The organism is Acetobacter sp. DsW_063 (assembly GCF_002153745.1).
Classification (GTDB): Bacteria; Pseudomonadota; Alphaproteobacteria; order Acetobacterales; family Acetobacteraceae; genus Acetobacter.
This window is the reverse complement of the sequence record NZ_JOPL01000033.1, coordinates 1-17,386: the sequence shown is the minus strand read 5'-3', so window position 1 is coordinate 17,386 and position 17,386 is coordinate 1. Positions and strand designations below refer to the sequence as shown.

The following is a 17,386-nucleotide window of genomic DNA, read 5'->3' as shown; positions in this document are numbered from 1 at the left end:
GGCGGGAACCATAGGTTCGCCGGAGCAATGGCTGCCCCGGGCGCGCCGATGGTCACGCATCGTTGTGACGTCGTATGTTTTCCAAAACTGCTATTTTGGAAAACTGCTTCGCCGCTGGTCGCTAATGCAGCTTAAGACCGGCTGGAAACAAGCGCCTATCCGCACCCTCAAAGACTGAGAGACGAAGTGAGGCGAAGAGCGGCGGTCCACGTGATGGAGGCAAAGGCCGGATGATCGCGGGCGGTGCGCGCGGTGCGGCGCAGAGCAGGCGAACGGCGAGCCACGCCGACGATATGCCGGGTGCAAACGGAGAAGACGCAAGAAGGAAACTGCTGATATGCAGTAACGGGCAGAGTGGGCAGGATTCGTCCTGCTGTCCTCCAGCATGACCATCTTGGGAATGTGCATGACCGCCGGCACAATCGTCCCGCACTACAGCGTGGGCGCACCCGACGGTATCCATGCCGCTCATGCCAGCCATAGCCGAGGCCGAATTCGTGGCCGCGATGTCGACGCCGAGCAGTCGGGTTATTGCCGCTCGCGGCGTCTCCATCGGACCGGCGAACGACTGGAGAGCAACCTGCCCCAGAAACCCCAGCAGCGTCAGGGCCAGAAGCGCCAGACGCCAGCTCCGGTCGAAAGAAAAACCCCGGTAAGTCATCGCGAGACGCCGAAAGACCTCCGTCAGATGTCACGCCTTCGTGCGTTCGATATCGTCTAGCTCGCACGGCAGGACACGTCCACCCGACAGGAGCGCGTGACAGCTTTCGTAACGCTGCGTGGGCGTTCCTCGCATTCTTTGATATTAGACTCTACGTCTCGGGGCAGAACAGCACACGCAGAGAGCGCACGCCCTGCGCGCCGTGGATCAGCACGCCCTCGATGTCCGCGGTTGCGGACGGGCCTGTCTGAAAAACAGCGTATGCGTGCTGCCGCCACTCGGGTCGCAGGTAAGCGTGATGAAGGTTGGCGACAATCTGCGCCGGGTCGAGCAACACAATCAGATGTTGCGCCAAAAAGCCAGCGGTGTTCACAACCAGTCTGCTGTCCGGCAGACACACCGAACCGGTCTCCGCGACACCGAACGCAGCCCGGACCACGCTGACCTCCACATCCGCCAGGGACGTTGGCGTCATGTCCGGCGTAATGGCGCGAACGCCCTGCGCGGCGTCGTCAGGCAGTTCCTTCACCGCGCTGGCGACGACGCCACGGCCGGCCACCGCAGCCCTCAACGCGGCGATCGGGTCGCCCTCGCCGGGCTCCAGAATTTTGCCGCCCATCGTCTCGACCATCTTCGTAAACGCCGCGACCAGATCGGCCGGAGTGTTCGCGTCGAACAGCGGCACAGCGGGAAGCGGGGCGTCGACTTTCGGACGATTGGCGCGGATGGCGGCAAAAATCGCCTCGCGGCTGCTGGCGCTCACGACGCATCTCCCTCCACCTTGGGCGAGGGACCGCTCCCCTTGCCTTTTTTGCCGTCCTTGCCGCGCTCGCGCTTGTACCACTGATGAAAGGTTTCTCGCGGCGTGTGCGGCATCTCGCGACCGCGTGTCCAGGTATTCATCCGGTTATAGATGATGAACCGGGGCAGATGTCGCAGCGCGCTGTCGGCCAACGGCAGGCTGGCCCGGTACAGGCGCGGCGATGATAGAATCGCGCCTGCCGCCTTCATCATGTTTTTCTTGAACGCCGGAATCTCGTGATTTTCAGAAAGCACCTTACGCCAGCCCGCGATCTGTTCGTGAATGTTGATCTTCACCGGACAGACGTTCGTGCAACTTCCATTCATTGTGGAAGCAAAAGGCAATGTCGAATATTTGTGACGATTGAACGTCGGGTCGATAATCAATCCGATTGGACCTGTGTAGGTCGCGCCGTAGCTCAGTCCGCCAGACCTGCGAAACACCGGACACGTATTCATGCACGCGCCGCAACGAATGCATTTCAGGGACGTCCAGAACTGCTCCATGCCGAGACGATCGGTGCGGCCGTTGTCGACTAGCACGATATGCATCTCCCCGCCCTTGCGCGGCCCACGGAAATGCGACGTGTACTGCGTGATCGGCGAGCCCAGAGCGCTGCGCGACAGCAGACGCACGAAGACGGCGAGATTTTCCAGCTTGGGTATAAGCTTTTCGATTCCCATTGAAACGATATGCAGGCCGGTCGTATTGGCCGACAGATCCGCGTTGCCTTCGTTGGTGCAGACCACCACCGAGCCGGTTTCCGCAACGGCGAAATTGCAGCCGGTCATACCGGCGTCGGCGCTCAGGATAAGCGGGCGTGTCGTCTCGCGCTGCTGCTCGGCGAGGTAACCGGCGTCGGCGTTATCTGGATCGGTGCCAAGCGTGCGCGCGAAGACGGCGGCGACGTCCGTTCGTAGCTTGTGCACGGACGGCACCACGACATGGCTCGGCGCTTCGTCGTCAAGCTGCTGAATCCGCTCGCCCAGATCGGTCTCGATGACCTCGACACCATGCTCCGCCGCGTACTCGCGAAAGCCGCATTCTTCCGTGAGCATAGACTTGCTCTTGATAAGACGTTTGGCGCCCCGCGCGCGCATGATATCGACGACGATGGCGTTGTGCTCGCCCGCGTCCCTCGCCCAATGCACCTTCACGCCATTGGCCAGCGCGTTGCGTTCGAACTCAGCCAGATAATGATCAAGATGCGTCAACGTATGCATCTTGATGTCGGAGGCGAGTTGCCGAAGCTCCTCCCATTCCTCGATCCCGTGCATCTGCCGGTCGCGCTTCTGACGAAGATCCCAAAGACGCTGATCGTGCATGGCCAGATGCTGCGGCGCCGCCATGAACCGCTTCGCGGCCTCGGACTGATCGACCGGGCGGCCAGGACGGATCACCGGACCACGGGGCTGCTCCTCAGGCCCACGCGGCGGCATGGTCACGCTGGCTCCAGCCGCATGCGTCAGATGTTCCGGTGCGCCCTCTGGCGATTTACCGGCCGGAGTCTGCGGCGTAGCGGCGCTCATGCCCGCGATCCGTTCAGAATCTGGGAAATATGAATGTATTTCTGACCCAACTGCAATCGCAGCGCGCACCCTTCCTGATGCATCAGGCAGGAACTGTCGGACGAGGTGACATACTCGGCGCCTGACCGCGCCTGATCGCGGGCCTTGTCCTGCCCCATGCGGGAGGAAATCCCTTCCTCGAACACCGAAAAGGTGCCGCCAAAGCCGCAGCATTCATCGGGGCGAGCGATATCGACGAACTCCAGCCCCCGTACCTTGCCAAGCAGATCCTTCGGCTTGGAATAACGCTCGTTCCGAAGCTCCGACATGCTGGCGATGTTGAGGCCACGAAGGGCGTTGCAATTGTTATGCAACGCCACCTTGTGCGGAAACTCGGCCCACGGAAAAGCATCGACTTTCAGAACGTCATGCAGGAATTCGACCAGTTCGAATGTCTTGGCGCGAACTGCCGTCACTTCCTCCGTCTGTTCGAGCGCCGTGAAATTACGTCGCACCTGATTCACGCAGCTGCCGGAAGGCGCCACGATATAATCGTATTCAGAGAAATTTTTTACGAAGAGTTCTTCGGTGGCCCGCGATTCCTCGTGGCAACCGGTGTTGGTCATCGGCTGACCACAACAGGTCTGGTCGAACGGATAATCGACGTCGAGACCGAATCGCTCAAGCAACTCCAGCGTCGCCTGACCAACCTCCGGATGAAACGCGTCGACGTAACACGGCACGAACAGCCCAACTCGCATCAACCCACCCTCTTTGCGACCACACATCAGCGCGTCTTTGAAGATGCGCGCCTCTTTGACCACTTCTGGCCACACAGCATCACACTAGCGCAATATGGTCGCCTCGGAAGGTCGTCCATCCATGCGCAATGATCATGCTTGTGAGGCAAATATAGGGGAGATGAATAACAGCCGCGATAGGACTGGATAAGCGCAATCGAAAATATGGCTCAGAATTGGCGAGCCTCATGATCACCGTAACGTGCTCCGGGGCGCTGAAACGCCCCGGAGCCAAACCTGACTTACGCCTTGGCGGGCGGACGGCTGTTCGCGGCGGCGACCTTCTTGCCCCAGCGAACCAGCATGTCGGTGCAATCTGTCTGACCGATATGACACTCGATCAGGGTCGGGCCACGCGTGTTGGCTTTGGCCTTCTCGATCGCCTCGGCCAGTTCCGCGCCATTATGTGCGTGCAGACCCAGACCATGCCCCTCGCCCGCATTGAATGCGTCGATCAGACCCGCGTAGTCCCAGTTCTTGATGTAGTTGTACGGGCCGTCATGAATCTTGATTTCGATGACATAGCCACGGTTGTTCACCAGGAAGATGATGACCGGAACTTCGTAGCGGACCATCTGCGCCACTTCCTGCGCCGTCAGCTGGAACGAGCCGTCTCCGACCATCAGCACATGACGACGATCCGGTGCCGCGTATGCGCCGCCTAGCGCAGCCGGGACGGACCAGCCGATGCTGCCCCACTGCATCTCGCTCTCGACCTTGGCGCCGCCCGGCAGATTCATGCGTACCGCGTTGAACCAGCTGTCGCCGGTCTCGGCCGTCAGGGTGGTGTTGCCGTCGACCAGAGCATTGATCTGGCGCGCCATCTCATCATTCGTCAGCGCCGCATCAGGCTTCGACGCAGGAATGACATCCGGCGCGGGCTTCGCAGTCTGTCCGGTCGCCGGACGACGCGGCGCGCTCTCAGCCAGCGCAGACACGAAGGCGCCCAGATGGAAGCCGGCGTAGCTGCGTCCGTCGACAGTGACCTCGTTCAGGTCGGCGAGCAGCGTGTCCTCCGGCTTCGGACGGGACTGCCACCCCACAGTCGCATAGTCGTTGAAGATTGGCGCAAGGCAGATCACGCCGTCCGCGCTCTCCACCAGTTCCTGCGCGCCCATCGTGCTGATCTCGCCCCAGTAAACGCCGCGGAACAGCGGATGATCCTCAGGGAAGAAGCTCTTTGCGGCGCCCATGACAGTGACGGCGCAGCCAACGCGCTCGGCCAGCGCCACGATCGGCTCCAGCGAACCCAGCGTGCGAACGCGGCTGCCGACAAGGATGACGACCTTTTCGCGTGCGGACAGGAATTCGCCTGCGGCTTTCACCGCAGCGTCAAGGCTCACACGGTCCGGCGTCGCCTCGGCCAGAAGGCTGGAAACCGGTCCAGGACGCATGCAAGGCGCGCTCGCAAGGTTGCAGGGGATTTCGATGTAAGCGGGCTTGCGTAGACGCAGGGCCGTGCGGATCGCATGGTCGATCTGCGCCGGGGCGTTCTCCGCCGACTGGATCACTTCCGCCGCGCAGGTGACGTGGCTGACCATCTCCATCTGGTAACCGTAATTGGTCGTGCCGATCGTGTGGTGCAGGATATGGCCGCTGCCCTGATCGTTGGTGTTCGGGCCGCCCGAGATGAATATGACCGGCAGGCTTTCCGCGTAAGCGCTACCGATGGCGTTCACGGCGGACAAGGCGCCGACATTGAACGTTACGATCATCGCCGCCGCGCCATTCGCTCGCGCATAACCTTCAGCCGTGTAACCGCAGTTCAGTTCATTGCAGCTGTAGATCTGGCGGGTCGAACCCTCTTCCAGAAGCTGATCCAGAAGGACAAGATTGAAATCGCCTGCGACGGCGAGATGATCCTTAAGGCCGATCTGCCCGAGACGCGCGGACAAGTAATGCCCGACGGTAAATTTCTCTGTGGTCATGAAAGACGCTCCCTGTCCTTTCGTTGATCCCCAACGGGATCGACATCTGGGTGGAGTGTGGCGTCGTCGATCTCATCTTACTACTATATGGAAATCGCACGATCCATATCCAATGCATATGGATCGCTGCCCGCCTTCGGCTGGCCTGACGCTCAAAAGCCGGCGGCTCACCGTCGTCGCGCAGGCTTGAACGGGTTGCAGCGTAACCACGGGCTCAGATTGATGACGCCGAAGCGGCGCGGAAAGTTCCGCCTGTTACTACGCCCTCAATCAGATACCTCGCCGCTTCTCAGGCCCGAACGATGCGAGCGGCGTAGCAGCCCCGCTTCGCATAATGTGCGTGGAGATAGGACACGTCCGGATTGGCGAAGAAACGCTCGATCAGTGGCTGCAGATCGGTCCCCTCGGCGAGATCGGCGTCGATGATCTCCCCCGCCACATTGAACGCCCGCAGCGAAATCATACGAATTCTTATGGCTTCGGGAATCTTGTCGATTATGTTGGCCGCGCGCTCTGCGCCTTCTTTAATGAAAATGGCGTGCCGCGACCGGTACGGCGTAACGGCGGGCTGATGCTCGTAATTGAGCAGAATAGCGTTTTCCCCGATTTCAAGATCACGAATTTCGATGCGATCGGGAAATCCCGGCTGGGCGTCAACCACGCACCGCCTTGCGCCGATCACTGACAGTTCCTCATCCGAAAGTCTGGAAAGCCACGTGAACTCGCTCGCGTCGAGCCGCTGAATGCAGAACATATATACGCCTCCTTTTCTGGCGCTATGTTCCTGGCGGCTCGCGAGTGCATCTACACTCCGAATCTTGCGATCAAATTACATTAACCACGCCCGGTTTCAGTACGCGGTAGGCCAGCTCTGGACTTTCACGGCTCACACAACGGAACCAGAGAGCTGACGTTTACAGAAAATAATGAAGAAACCCGGCCCGACGACGGACGATCTTCCTGCGATCCGCTCTTCAGAGCACGATAGGCTTCAGGGGAGAAAACCGCGCGTCGGCGACACGACGAAGCACTCCCGCCAGACCGGAACGCCGGTTGGCGGGAGCGGAAGACCCAAACGGGCGGTTCAGATTTTTTCGACGGACGCCGTGTAGATCTTGTCGATCGCGGTCTTCAGGGCCGCATCGAACTCCGCATCGCTCATCGAGACCTTCAGGTCGCCGACCAGCGCACGGGAGAAACTGGCGATCAGACCGTGATTCGCGGCCAGACGCTTGCACGCCTCATCCAGCGGATAGCCACCGGACAGCGTCACGACCCGCTCGACGCGCGGATGCTTGACGAGGTCCAGATAAAGGTCCGGCACGTCGGGAATCGTCAGCTTCAGCATGACCTTGTAATCACCCGGCAGCGCGTCGAGACCCTTGAGAAGCTCTTCGCGGAGGATCGCCTCGGCGCCTTTCTTGTCCGGGCTCTTGATCAGCACTTCGGGCTCAAGGATCGGCGTCAGCCCGTGCGCTGCGATCTGCTCGCCGAGCTTGAGCTGCTGCGCCGCGATCGCGGCGATGCCCTCGCGATCCGGCAGGTTGATGACCGAACGCTCCTTGGTGCCATACACGCCAAGCTTCGCGGCGCGGGCAAGAAGCTCGTCCAGGCCGGGGATCGGCTTCATCAGGCGAACGCCGTTCTTCTCGTCCTCAAGCCCTTTATCGACCTTCAGGAAAGGGACAACGCCGCGATCGTTCCACAGATAGCTCGGGACAGACTTGCCCTCGACTTCCCCGTCCATGGTGCGTTCGAAGAGAATGGCGCCGATCACCTTCTCACCCGTGAACGCCGGGGAGGTGATGATGCGACAACGCATCTCATGCATCAGACGAAACATCTCTTCGTCGCCGGAATAGCTGCCCTCGGAGATTCCATAGAGCGCCAGCGCCCCCGGGGTCGACCCGCCGCTCTGGTCGAGCGCGGCGATGAAGCCGCCCTTGCTCGACATCTGCTCTTTCATCCGTTCAATGGACATCTTACGTTTCTCTCTGCTGAACTCAGGATGCGTGCCGGGACATGTCGTCCCGCAGATACCGGCGTCGACGGCGCGTGCCGAACGCTGAACGTCCGGGCGGGTCACCCTTCATCGCCCGCGAGCCGATGGCGCACGGAGGAGAGGCGCAGGTCCAGGCGACCCGCGTTCCGCCCCTCCGGCAAGTGCCGCAAGAATTGCACGACGCGCGCATCTTCGCCAGCGTCATGCGCCGTAAATGACGTGTTAATCCTGCTCGTGCTCGAGGATACGGCGCGTCAGTTCGATCGACGGGACAGTCTCCGGCATCATCATTGGCGGCTTGTTGCGGACCAGCAGCCAGCCAACGAACAGCATGACGGCGATCAACGGCGACGCCGCAATGGTGAAGACGCCTGCCGGATAATCAAACGCCATGAGAATTACGACGCCTGCGAGAAAGGCGATGGTCAGCCACGACATCGCCTGACCACCGGGCATGGGGAACGCGCTTGCCGGGCGCTCACCACGCTTCACCAGACGTCGGTAGGCGATCTGGCTGCCAAGGATGAACATCCAGGTGGCGACAATGCCCAGGGCCGAGAAATTCAGGACGATCTCGAACACCTGCGCGGGCACGATGTAGTTAAGGCCGACGCCGATCAGATAGATCGAAACCGTCAGAAAGATGCCTCCCGACGGGACGGAACTGCGATTCAGGTGGGCGAGGAACCGAGGCGCGGAGCCTCCGACCGCAAGCGCCCGAAGAACGCGGCTGGTGGAATACAAACCCGAATTCAGGCTGGAGAGCGCCGCCGTCAGGACGACGATATTCATGATCGTATCGACGCCCGGCACACCCAGCGCCGAGAAGAACGTGACGAACGGGCTGACGCCCGCGTGATACGCCGTCCACGGCAACAGGCAGACCAGCAGCACGACGGAGCCGACATAGAACAACGCGATACGCCAGATCACGCTGTTGATGGCCTTCGGCAGAATGGTCCGGGCGTCCGAACACTCGCCCGCCGCCGTGCCGATGAGTTCAATGCCCGAATACGCGAAGACCACGCCCTGCGTCAGGATCAGCGCCGCCGCCACGCCATGCGGAAAGAAGCCGCCGTTATCGGTGATGAGATGCAACCCCGTCATATGCCCGTCCACCGGCATGCGCGAACCAAGCACCACCGTTCCGACGATCAGGAACAGCACCAGCGCCACGACCTTGATCAGCGAGAACCAAAACTCCATCTCGCCGAAATACTTCACGCCTATCAGATTCATTCCGGTCACGATGCACAACGCGCCAAGGGCAAAGACCCATTGCGGCACGCCGCCGAAAACCGGCCAGAAATGCATGTAGAGCGCGACTGCAGTGATATCGACGATGCCGGTCATGGCCCAGTTCAGGAACGACATCCACCCGGCGACATAGGACGCCTTGTCGCCGAGAAATTCCTGCGCATAGGAGACGAAGCTGCCGCTGGTCGGGCGGTACATGACCAGTTCGCCCAGCGCACGGAGAATGAAGAACGAAAAAGCGCCGCACACGAGGTAGACGATCGCAAGCGATGGGCCAGCGGCCTGTAGCCTTGAACCGGCGCCGAGGAACAGGCCCGTGCCGATGGCCCCGCCAATGGCGATCATCTGAACCTGCCGGTTGCCAAGCCCCTTGTGGTAGCCTTCTTCCGTCACGCCAGCGCCCTGCGTGGCGCCAGCGGAAGGTCCCTCGCCTGCCGGGCTTCTGCTCACCGCGTCTATGCTCATTCAGCTCTTCACCTTCAATTTCGGGTCCGCATAGCCAGGGACCGCCAGACTTCGGATCGGCGCAATACCGCGGATGCACGTCGCACGCCGCGCCGACGACCAACCGTCACAGTCTGAGCCGAGGCTTTGGTCGCCACGCGTATCCGTTCGTTCATTGCGGGCAGTGCATATCCGATCCTGATCTCATCGCAAGACCCGCCAGTCGCAGGGCGCGGCAAGCCCGTTCATCTACGGGCTACACTCCAACTGGCGCAAAGCGCAGACGCCGCACGGGGATCAACAGGCGCCACACCGGATCGGGAGCTTCGTTTTTTCATCAAAACAAGCTGTCAGAGCGCCGCCGGGGTGACAAGTGAATTTCCTTGCAGTCGTGCACCAGATCAGCGCCCGGAGGACGCCTTGCGTAAGTTGACGACGAAGACGCGGCCCTCGCGATAGGAAATCCATACGCGGCGCTGCGCGAACCAGTCCGATCCCAACAGCATGTCCACCGGCTCGGAGACCCGCGCCACGGTGAGGACCGGATTCAACTCGGTCTCGCCGCCGATGGTCAGGCTGTGAAAGCGATGCCACCGATAGATCGACGCCCTCCCGTCTACGCCCGCAGTCGTTCCGCCGGGATCTCGCTCCAGCGCGTCTTTCGAGACGCCCAGTGCCGCAGCAGCCTCTTGGGAAACGATTCGGGACCGGGCGCCGCTGTCCAGCAACGCGGTCAGGTCATGGCCATCCAGCCTGATTTTCAGGACAATCCGCCGTCCTCGCCGTGTCGCAGGAAGAGACGCCCACCCGCCTTCGACGCGTGGCGGCTGATCGCATGCTTCAGCCGCCCCCGCCGTCCAGAACGCCATCCTCCCGCTTGGCGCATCGAGTTCGAGCGCGTCAACGCGCCCTCCGCCAGCAGGCGCTACTACAGGTGGATGCCAGAGCACGGCACCGTCTCCCGACAGCAGATCGCCACCCAGCAGCCCCTCCACCGGCGGGTGAATGTTCGGTCGCGCGGGCAAAAAACCCATAGGAAGCGAAACCGGCCCAAGCTCCAGTCCCCCGATCCGCAGACTCCGCGCGATTACGTTCGGCGCCACGCCGCCGTCCCCCCCCGGCCCGGCGAGGCGCGTGCTCCGGAGCGGGTCCGTGGGCAATTCCATTTCGCGTGCATAATCCGGAGAAATCAGACTGCCCTCGGACCCGGTGTCGACCACCAGGCTGACCGTGCGCCCGTTCACCGACACTGGCGTTGACAGGAATCCCATATCGTCGCGGAGGGGAGTTTCGGCCAAAAGGCGGGGCGCGCAGGACTGTTCCGCAGCTCTGGAGCCGACCGGCGCAAGCCCTAACGCCAGCACGACGAGCGCCCCGTGCGCCGGCAGCAGTCGGCGGAACGCTCTGCAAGATCGCAGCCATTTATCGGCCTTCGCGATTTTCGTCATGGGTCGAATCGTCACGAAAATACGCCCCTGCCGCCTGTCAGGAGAGTTTGTCCGCGAAACGGTCTACTGCGTCGAGCAGGGCGGACAGGATGCCGGGCTCAGACACCGCATGCCCGGCGTCATCGATCATTACGAACTCCGCTTCGGGCCATGCACGATGCAGATCCCACGCGGTACGAACCGGAGTGGCCGTGTCATATCGCCCCTGCACGATCACCGCCGGAATGTGCCGGATCGCCTCCACGTCGCGAATCAACTGCCCTTCGTCCATCCAGCCTGCATGGACAAAGTAATGGTTCTCGATCCGTGCGAACGCGAGCGCATAGCTCGGGTCCCGGTGCTGGGTGGCGAATCCTTCGTTGGGCAGAAGCGTGATCGTCTCGCCCTCCCAGACAGACCACGCCACGGCCGCCCTACCCCGGATTTCTTCATCCTCACTGGTCAGAAGTTTCCGGTATGCCGACATCAGGTCGTGACGCTGATCTTCCACCACGGGTTCGAGAAAACGTTCCCACTTGTCGGGAAACAGCCAGGAAGCGCCTTCCTGATAATACCAGTGCAGTTCCGCTTTCCGCAGAGTGAATATCCCGCGCAGGACCAACGCGCTAACGCTTTGCGGATGCGTTTCGGCGTAGGCCAAGGCCAGCGTCGATCCCCAGGAGCCGCCAAACACCTGCCATTTTTCGAAACCGCACATTTTACGCAGCCGCTCGATGTCGTCGACCAGTCGCCATGTGGTGTTGTTCTCAAGCGAGGCATGCGGCGTCGACCGGCCGCAGCCGCGCTGATCGAACAGAAGCACGTCGTATCGTTCCGGATCGAAGAGCTGACGCTGGGTCGGCGTGCATCCGCCGCCCGGCCCGCCATGCAGCACCACCGCAGGCACGCCGCCGGGCTTTCCGCATCTTTCCCAATAGACGAGGTGCCCTTCGCCCGTGTCCATCATACCGTGCGCGTAGGGTTCTATCGGCGGATAGGGCGTGCGGGGCGCGGCGGTCGTGTTCGTCACTCTGGTTCTCCTTTTTCACCTGCACGAAGCCCTTCCGCGCCATCCGCCGCGCCCAAGGCCGCGCGCGGGTGGGCGCGCTCCCAGACGTCCAGCAGCCGCGCCTCGTCCGCCAGCGTGTAGCGCTGCGTCGTCGAAAGACTCGCGTGCCCCAGCAACTCCTGAATCGAACGCAAATCGGCGCCGCCTTCCAGAAGATGCGTCGCGAAGGAGTGGCGCAACGCATGGGGAGTGGCGTGGTCGGGCAATCCTTCGCCGATGCGCCATTCCCGCATCGCCCGTTGCGCGACCGCGGCATTCAGACGCCCGCCACGAACGCCGGGAAATAATGGCTCATCCCGGGCGGGAGACGGATGCGCCCTCCTCCACTGCGTCAGCGCGTCGAGGACGCGAGGCACAAGCGGAGCAAGGCGCTCCTTCCCTCCTTTGCCGACAATGCGGAGAAAGCCGCCCGCGCGCGCCGCATCGAAATCTCCGACGTTCAACGCCAGCGCCTCAGAAATACGCAACCCTGCGCCGTAGAGCAGCAGGAACAGCGCCTCGTCGCGCGCCTGCGCCATGGGCGTACGCTCGGTGGCCGCAACGCCCGGCGCGACCTCCGCCGCGTCGCTGCGCGTGAGTGGGCGCGGCAGCGGCGTCTTGGCGCGAGGCGTCACCAGAAGCTGCGCCGCCGGGTTCTCGACGTTCAGGCGCCTGTCGAGAAACCTGAAGAAAGATCGGAGCGTCGACACCCTCCGCGCACGCGACCGGGCCGCGCGGTCACGCGTCGTCGCCGGGCGTCCACCATGCGGGGTCAGCGCCCGGGTCTGTTCGTGCGCCAGCCACGCCCGTAGATCAGAGAGGCTCAGTGCGCCGAGCGCCTTCAGGTCCAGCGGCGCGCCGCGATGCTCCGTCATGAAGGAAAAAAACAGCGCAAGATCGCCGCGATAGGCGTCGATCGTACGAGGCGAAGCGCCGCGCTCGGCCGCGAGCCAGGACAGAAAAGCGACGACAGCGTCTTCACCCGTCACGCGGGCCGCCTGCCGCATCGCGTGACGAGGGGCAGAAGACAGACGGCACGAGAGAGGTTACACAAGGGCATGGCGCAAACCAGCCTACTGGAACCCCAGCCTCCGCGAAAGCGCGTGGCCGTGCTTCTGCCGCTACCATTTCCCTGCCCGCTCGATTACGCCGCGCCGCCGACGCTTGCGGACTCATTGCGCCCCGGCGTTATTGTCTCCGTCCCTCTGGGCGGACGGCGTGAGACCGGCGTCGTGTGGGATCAGACGCCTCTGCCCCTGGACTTGGCGCCGCCCCCGCCGCCAGAGATCTCCGATTCCCGATTGCGCGCCGTCTCCACGCTTGTCGACGCGCCGCCCATGCCGGAAATGCTGCGGCGGTTTATCGACTGGGTCGCCGCCTACACGCTCGCGCCGCCGGGCATGGTGCTGGCGATGGCCCTCCGTCCCCATCTGCTTGGAACGCAGGCGGGGCCGCGCTCTGGATGGGGCACCGCACCGACGCTTCCCGATGGATTACGCATGACGCCCGCGCGCCGGTCTGTCCTTGCTGCATTAGAAGAAGAAGCGCCCCTGAGCGGCGTGGAGCTCGCCCGGCGTGCGGGCGTCGGCGCCGCCGTGATTCGCGGATTGGCGGACGCAGGCGCGTTGCTCGCCGCCCCGTTAGGGCCGATCGCGCCGTTCGCCGCACCCGACCCCGATCACAACCCGCCTGTTCTGAGCGGCGCGCAAGATGTCGCCGCCACCGCGCTGCGCGCCCTCACACGCGAGCATCGCTTCAGCGCCACCTTACTGGAGGGCGTGACCGGCTCGGGCAAAACCGAGATTTATCTGGAAGCCGTGGCGGAGTGCATCGCCGCCGGTCGACAGGCTCTGGTGCTCCTACCGGAAATTGCGCTGTCGGCGCAGTGGATGGAAAGATTCGCGCGACGGTTCGGCGTGACGCCCGCGACGTGGCATTCGGAAATCGGCCAGCGAGCGCGACGTCTGACATGGAATGCGGTCGGCGACGGTTCGGCCAGGGTGGTCGTCGGCGCACGTTCCGCGCTGTTCCTGCCGTTTCACGATCTGGGTCTGATCATCGTCGACGAAGAGCACGAAGCGACCTTCAAGCAGGAAGAAGGCGTCACCTACAACGCTCGGGACATGGCCGTCGTCCGCGCCCGCCTGGCGAACGCGCCGGTAGTCCTTGCCTCCGCGACGCCAAGTCTGGAGACGCTGAACAACGTGGAGACCGGTCGTTACGGGCATCTCGTCCTCCCGTCGCGTCACGGCGGCGCGGCGATGCCCACGACACGGCTGATCGACATGCGAATGGCCCCGCCGCCGCGCGGACGTTTCCTCTCTCCTGCACTGATCGACGAGATCGGCGCGACACTCTCGCGCGGCGAGCAGGCAATGCTGTTCCTGAACCGGCGTGGTTATGCGCCGCTGACGCTCTGCCGGACGTGCGGGCAGCGTATGGAATGCCCGCACTGCACGTCCTGGCTGGTCGAGCATCGCAAGCGCAAGATTCTGTGCTGCCATCACTGCGATTATCGACAGCCGATACCGGAGACCTGCCCGCAGTGCGGCGCGGAGCACAGCCTGACCGCTATTGGCCCTGGCATCGAGCGCATTACCGAGGAAGCCGAAGAAACGTTCCCTAATGCGCGTGTTCTGGTCATGGCCAGCGACACGGTCGGCGGTCCCGCCGCCATCTCCGATGCGGTGGAACGCATCGCGCAAAGAGAAATAGATTTGATCGTCGGCACGCAAATCGTCGCCAAGGGCTGGCATTTTCCGCATCTGACGACTGTCGGCGTCGTCGATGCGGACCTCGGCCTTGGCGGAGCCGACCTGCGCGCTGGCGAGCGCACAATCCAGCTTTTGCATCAGGTGGCCGGGCGCGCAGGACGCGCTGAGGCGCCGGGGCGCGTGCTGTTGCAATCCTACGCGCCGGAGCATCCGGTCATGGAGGCGCTGGTGTCAGGGGATTTTAGGGCATTTATGGAGGAGGAAGCCCGGCAGCGGCAGCCAGGCTTCTGGCCACCCTTTGGGCGCCTGGCCGCTCTAATCGTCAGTTCGGAAAATCCGGAGGCGGCTCAGGACACGGCGCGAAGGCTGGGTCGCGCCGCCCCTGAAGCACCGGGCGTCGAGGTCCTTGGCCCCGCCCCCGCACCACTCGGACTGCTGCGTGGTCGGCACCGGCACCGTCTTTTATTGCGCACTCGCCGCGCTATAGCCGTGCAGCCTATCCTGCGGCAGTGGTTGGCGGAGGTGAAAGTTGGCGCCGGAGTAAGGGTCGATGTGGACGTGGACCCGGTGTCGTTTTTGTAGATATGACCGTTGTGCCCACATAAGGCAGCGTCCAGCGTCAGGTAAAATTGGCTAAGGGGACGACACGCCAACTATCTAACTATTTTACATCTGGAGCGTCACGCAGAAGGTGACGCTCCAGACAGCAATCGCAGCTGATTCATGCAGTCCCGTAGAGGTGGAACGATATCGTCGTACATTACAGTGATCCAGATATCTGCATGCTGTGAAGCCAAGTTTAGTGGATCAGATAGAACTCCGCATCCCTGCCACGAAGGCCCATTTGACCTTCCGTGACATCCTGCCGGACTCAGGCCGCTTCTTGCAGGCGCAGTTCTCTCTCTGCACGAGCCTCGAGCATCCGCGTATGTTTGTGCGCCTCAGGTGAGATGCGCAAGTAAAGCGTCATCGCGCCTGCCGCGAGGTAGAGGCCGGAGAAGGTCCAGATCACGCCTTCCAGTCCAAGGCCAAACCAGGACTCACAGACGCCCACAACTGCAGGACCGACCCACGTGCTGGCCCCTGCGCCAAGACCTAAAATCGAAAGCGCTGCGGCCTTTTCTTTGGGAACGATCAACGGCATCAGACCTGACATCGGAACGAACGCAGCGACGGTGCCGCCATAGATAAAGCCAGCAAGGGCCGCGAGCATGAAATTACCCGGATACCAAATCGGCGTGTAGTAGAAGAGAGGAATCGTGAGGCACGATCCGACGCAACCGAAAACGGCGACTACGAAACGATGTCCCAACTTGTCGGCGACCATACCCGCCACAAGGTTAAACAGGATATTTCCAAGAAAGATGATCGACAGCAAATCCAGCCATTGCGCCTGCGTGTAATGAAGAACATCCACGAAAAAAGCTGGCATGATCGCAAGAAAAGCATATTCCGAAGACGTATCGACAGTCCTGATGACACCCGCGACCAAGGTCTTCGGCTCGCGCCACATGATGCTGATCGAACCAAAAAAAACGTCCTTTTTGTCGACAGGTTTCTTGATCAAAGGATGTGAACCCGTCTGTTCGCGCACCAGCAGCAACGCAATCAGACCGCCCGCAATCACCAGTCCAAGCGAGCACCAGAACGTAGCCAGTTCTCCGATATAAGGAATGGTGTACCGGGCGAATTGCGAGCCAAGCGTTGGAAGACCGGCAGAAAACGAAAACCAGAACCAACCTGCTGCGGAACCAAGCATGCGGGCGGGCGTAGCAGCAGCGATCCAGACCAGGAACCCGTAAGCGAACAGCGGGTATGCGAAGCCACGCAGAGTATAGAACGTGAGAGTCATTGCGAAATTATCTGGACCAAGCCCCAGCGCGAGGAATCCCACTTCAAGCGCAGCCCACATAATCAAACCGGCCCACATCGTGCGGCGCGGGCCATACAGGTTTGATAGTGGGCCTGACAACCACGCCGATATCATGACGGTAACCCCGTAGGTCGTGAAAAGAAGATTCACGTCCGCCTGAGTGTGGCCATGATGCAGCATGAATGTATCGAGATAGCCCGCCTCCACGCCGTCGCCAACCATGAAGAGGAGGAGGCCGACAAATCCGAAGAAAAGAGATGACGGGATACCCAGAACACCGGAAATACCCCGGCGTTGACTTGTGATTGCGCCTGACAAAAATCTGTCTTTCTTGACTAAGCGACTGCAAAATCGGACATGCATATCCCGGCCCGCCGACACGTGGTCAAAGCAGGTTGCAGCGCACGGCTTCGCGTAAAGGCGAAAGCCTCGTTTCGGAAAGTCACGTCAACGGACAACATTGACGTGGCATCGCCATGAATAGCGATGCAGAAACTGTGATATGCGCTGTTAATAAGCTGTCGCACACGCAGATGTCAACGAATTTCCACAAAAAGGCCGCATTTGGTAAAAGAAAATAAAAATATTGCTTTTTATCTGAAAGAAAAAAACCGAATATCTTCGATTTTTGATTGTTTATTTTACTCTTAACTAGATAATTTTTATCTATTAAAAATAAAATATCTTTACCACGGTTTCGAAATATTCGCCGCACACCCAACACTGCATGAAAATACGAGCGTCGTTAGCTCAGAATCGGGGGCTATTTTACGCATGAGGCACTGAGCGGCTGGAAATCAATCGCGGCGTTTGACACTGATTTCCAAACATCGACACTGAAGCATACTGCGATATGGACAGCGTGTAAAAATGGCCTAGGTTCAGGACCTATTAATGTATTGAATTGAGCGAGAGGTTGTGA

14 protein-coding genes are annotated in these 17,386 nt (G+C 61.4%); 2 read left to right on the top strand and 12 right to left on the bottom strand.

Annotation, left to right across the window (positions count from 1 at the left end):
• Positions 1-121: 121 nt before the first annotated feature.
• From HK28_RS06605 to HK28_RS06575, 7 genes are all read right to left on the bottom strand, one after another.
• Positions 122-661 (bottom strand): hypothetical protein, encoded by a 540-nt coding sequence (locus HK28_RS06605; RefSeq protein ID WP_198945823.1) that lies wholly within the window; start codon positions 659-661, stop codon positions 122-124.
• 151 nt (positions 662-812) lie between these two features.
• On the bottom strand, positions 813-1,424 hold the full coding sequence (locus HK28_RS06600; RefSeq protein WP_198945822.1) for an LUD domain-containing protein: 612 nt from the start codon (positions 1,422-1,424) through the stop codon (positions 813-815).
• The gene (locus tag HK28_RS06595) at positions 1,421-2,992 is read right to left on the bottom strand and encodes a lactate utilization protein B (RefSeq protein WP_086643817.1); all 1,572 of its coding nucleotides are present in this window, start codon (positions 2,990-2,992) and stop codon (positions 1,421-1,423) included. Before HK28_RS06595 ends, HK28_RS06600 begins: the two co-directional genes overlap by 4 nt.
• Positions 2,989-3,732 carry a (Fe-S)-binding protein gene (locus HK28_RS06590; protein WP_086643845.1) on the bottom strand — a complete coding sequence of 248 codons (744 nt, stop codon included), beginning with the start codon at positions 3,730-3,732 and terminating at the stop codon, positions 2,989-2,991. Before HK28_RS06590 ends, HK28_RS06595 begins: the two co-directional genes overlap by 4 nt.
• Positions 3,733-4,013: 281 nt before the next feature.
• A complete protein-coding gene (locus tag HK28_RS06585; protein ID WP_086643816.1) occupies positions 4,014-5,699 on the bottom strand; it encodes an alpha-keto acid decarboxylase family protein in 1,686 nt (561 codons plus the stop codon).
• A gap of 289 nt (positions 5,700-5,988) precedes the next feature.
• On the bottom strand, positions 5,989-6,453 hold the full coding sequence (locus tag HK28_RS06580) for a DUF1203 domain-containing protein (protein WP_086643815.1): 465 nt from the start codon (positions 6,451-6,453) through the stop codon (positions 5,989-5,991).
• 330 nt (positions 6,454-6,783) lie between these two features.
• Positions 6,784-7,680: a fructose bisphosphate aldolase gene (locus tag HK28_RS06575; RefSeq protein WP_086643814.1), complete on the bottom strand. Its 897-nt coding sequence runs from the start codon at positions 7,678-7,680 to the stop codon at positions 6,784-6,786.
• A 41-nt stretch (positions 7,681-7,721) separates the two neighbouring features.
• On the opposite strand from HK28_RS06575, the gene HK28_RS13730 reads away from it, so the two are divergent.
• Positions 7,722-7,919: a hypothetical protein gene (locus HK28_RS13730; protein ID WP_143217341.1), complete on the top strand. Its 198-nt coding sequence runs from the start codon at positions 7,722-7,724 to the stop codon at positions 7,917-7,919.
• A 4-nt stretch (positions 7,920-7,923) separates the two neighbouring features.
• On the opposite strand, the gene HK28_RS06570 is transcribed toward HK28_RS13730, so the two are convergent.
• The 4 genes from HK28_RS06570 to HK28_RS06555 form a co-directional block, all read right to left on the bottom strand.
• Positions 7,924-9,408 (bottom strand): amino acid permease, encoded by a 1,485-nt coding sequence (locus HK28_RS06570; protein WP_369823611.1) that lies wholly within the window; start codon positions 9,406-9,408, stop codon positions 7,924-7,926.
• Positions 9,409-9,803: 395 nt separating this feature from the next.
• Complete coding sequence (locus HK28_RS06565) at positions 9,804-10,850, bottom strand: retroviral-like aspartic protease family protein (protein ID WP_086643812.1); 1,047 nt, start codon at positions 10,848-10,850, stop codon at positions 9,804-9,806.
• A 37-nt stretch (positions 10,851-10,887) separates the two neighbouring features.
• Positions 10,888-11,859, bottom strand: coding sequence for a prolyl aminopeptidase (gene pip / locus HK28_RS06560; RefSeq protein ID WP_369823610.1), 972 nt, complete (start codon positions 11,857-11,859; stop codon positions 10,888-10,890).
• A complete protein-coding gene (locus HK28_RS06555; protein WP_086643844.1) occupies positions 11,856-12,866 on the bottom strand; it encodes a tyrosine recombinase XerC in 1,011 nt (336 codons plus the stop codon). Before HK28_RS06555 ends, pip begins: the two co-directional genes overlap by 4 nt.
• A gap of 69 nt (positions 12,867-12,935) precedes the next feature.
• Between HK28_RS06555 and HK28_RS06550 the strand changes: the two genes are divergently transcribed.
• Positions 12,936-15,173 (top strand): primosomal protein N', encoded by a 2,238-nt coding sequence (locus tag HK28_RS06550; RefSeq protein WP_086643811.1) that lies wholly within the window; start codon positions 12,936-12,938, stop codon positions 15,171-15,173.
• A gap of 289 nt (positions 15,174-15,462) precedes the next feature.
• On the opposite strand, the gene HK28_RS06545 is transcribed toward HK28_RS06550, so the two are convergent.
• Entirely contained in the window at positions 15,463-16,782 is a 1,320-nt protein-coding gene (locus tag HK28_RS06545; RefSeq protein WP_086643810.1) for an MFS transporter, read from the bottom strand.
• Positions 16,783-17,386 lie beyond the last annotated feature (604 nt).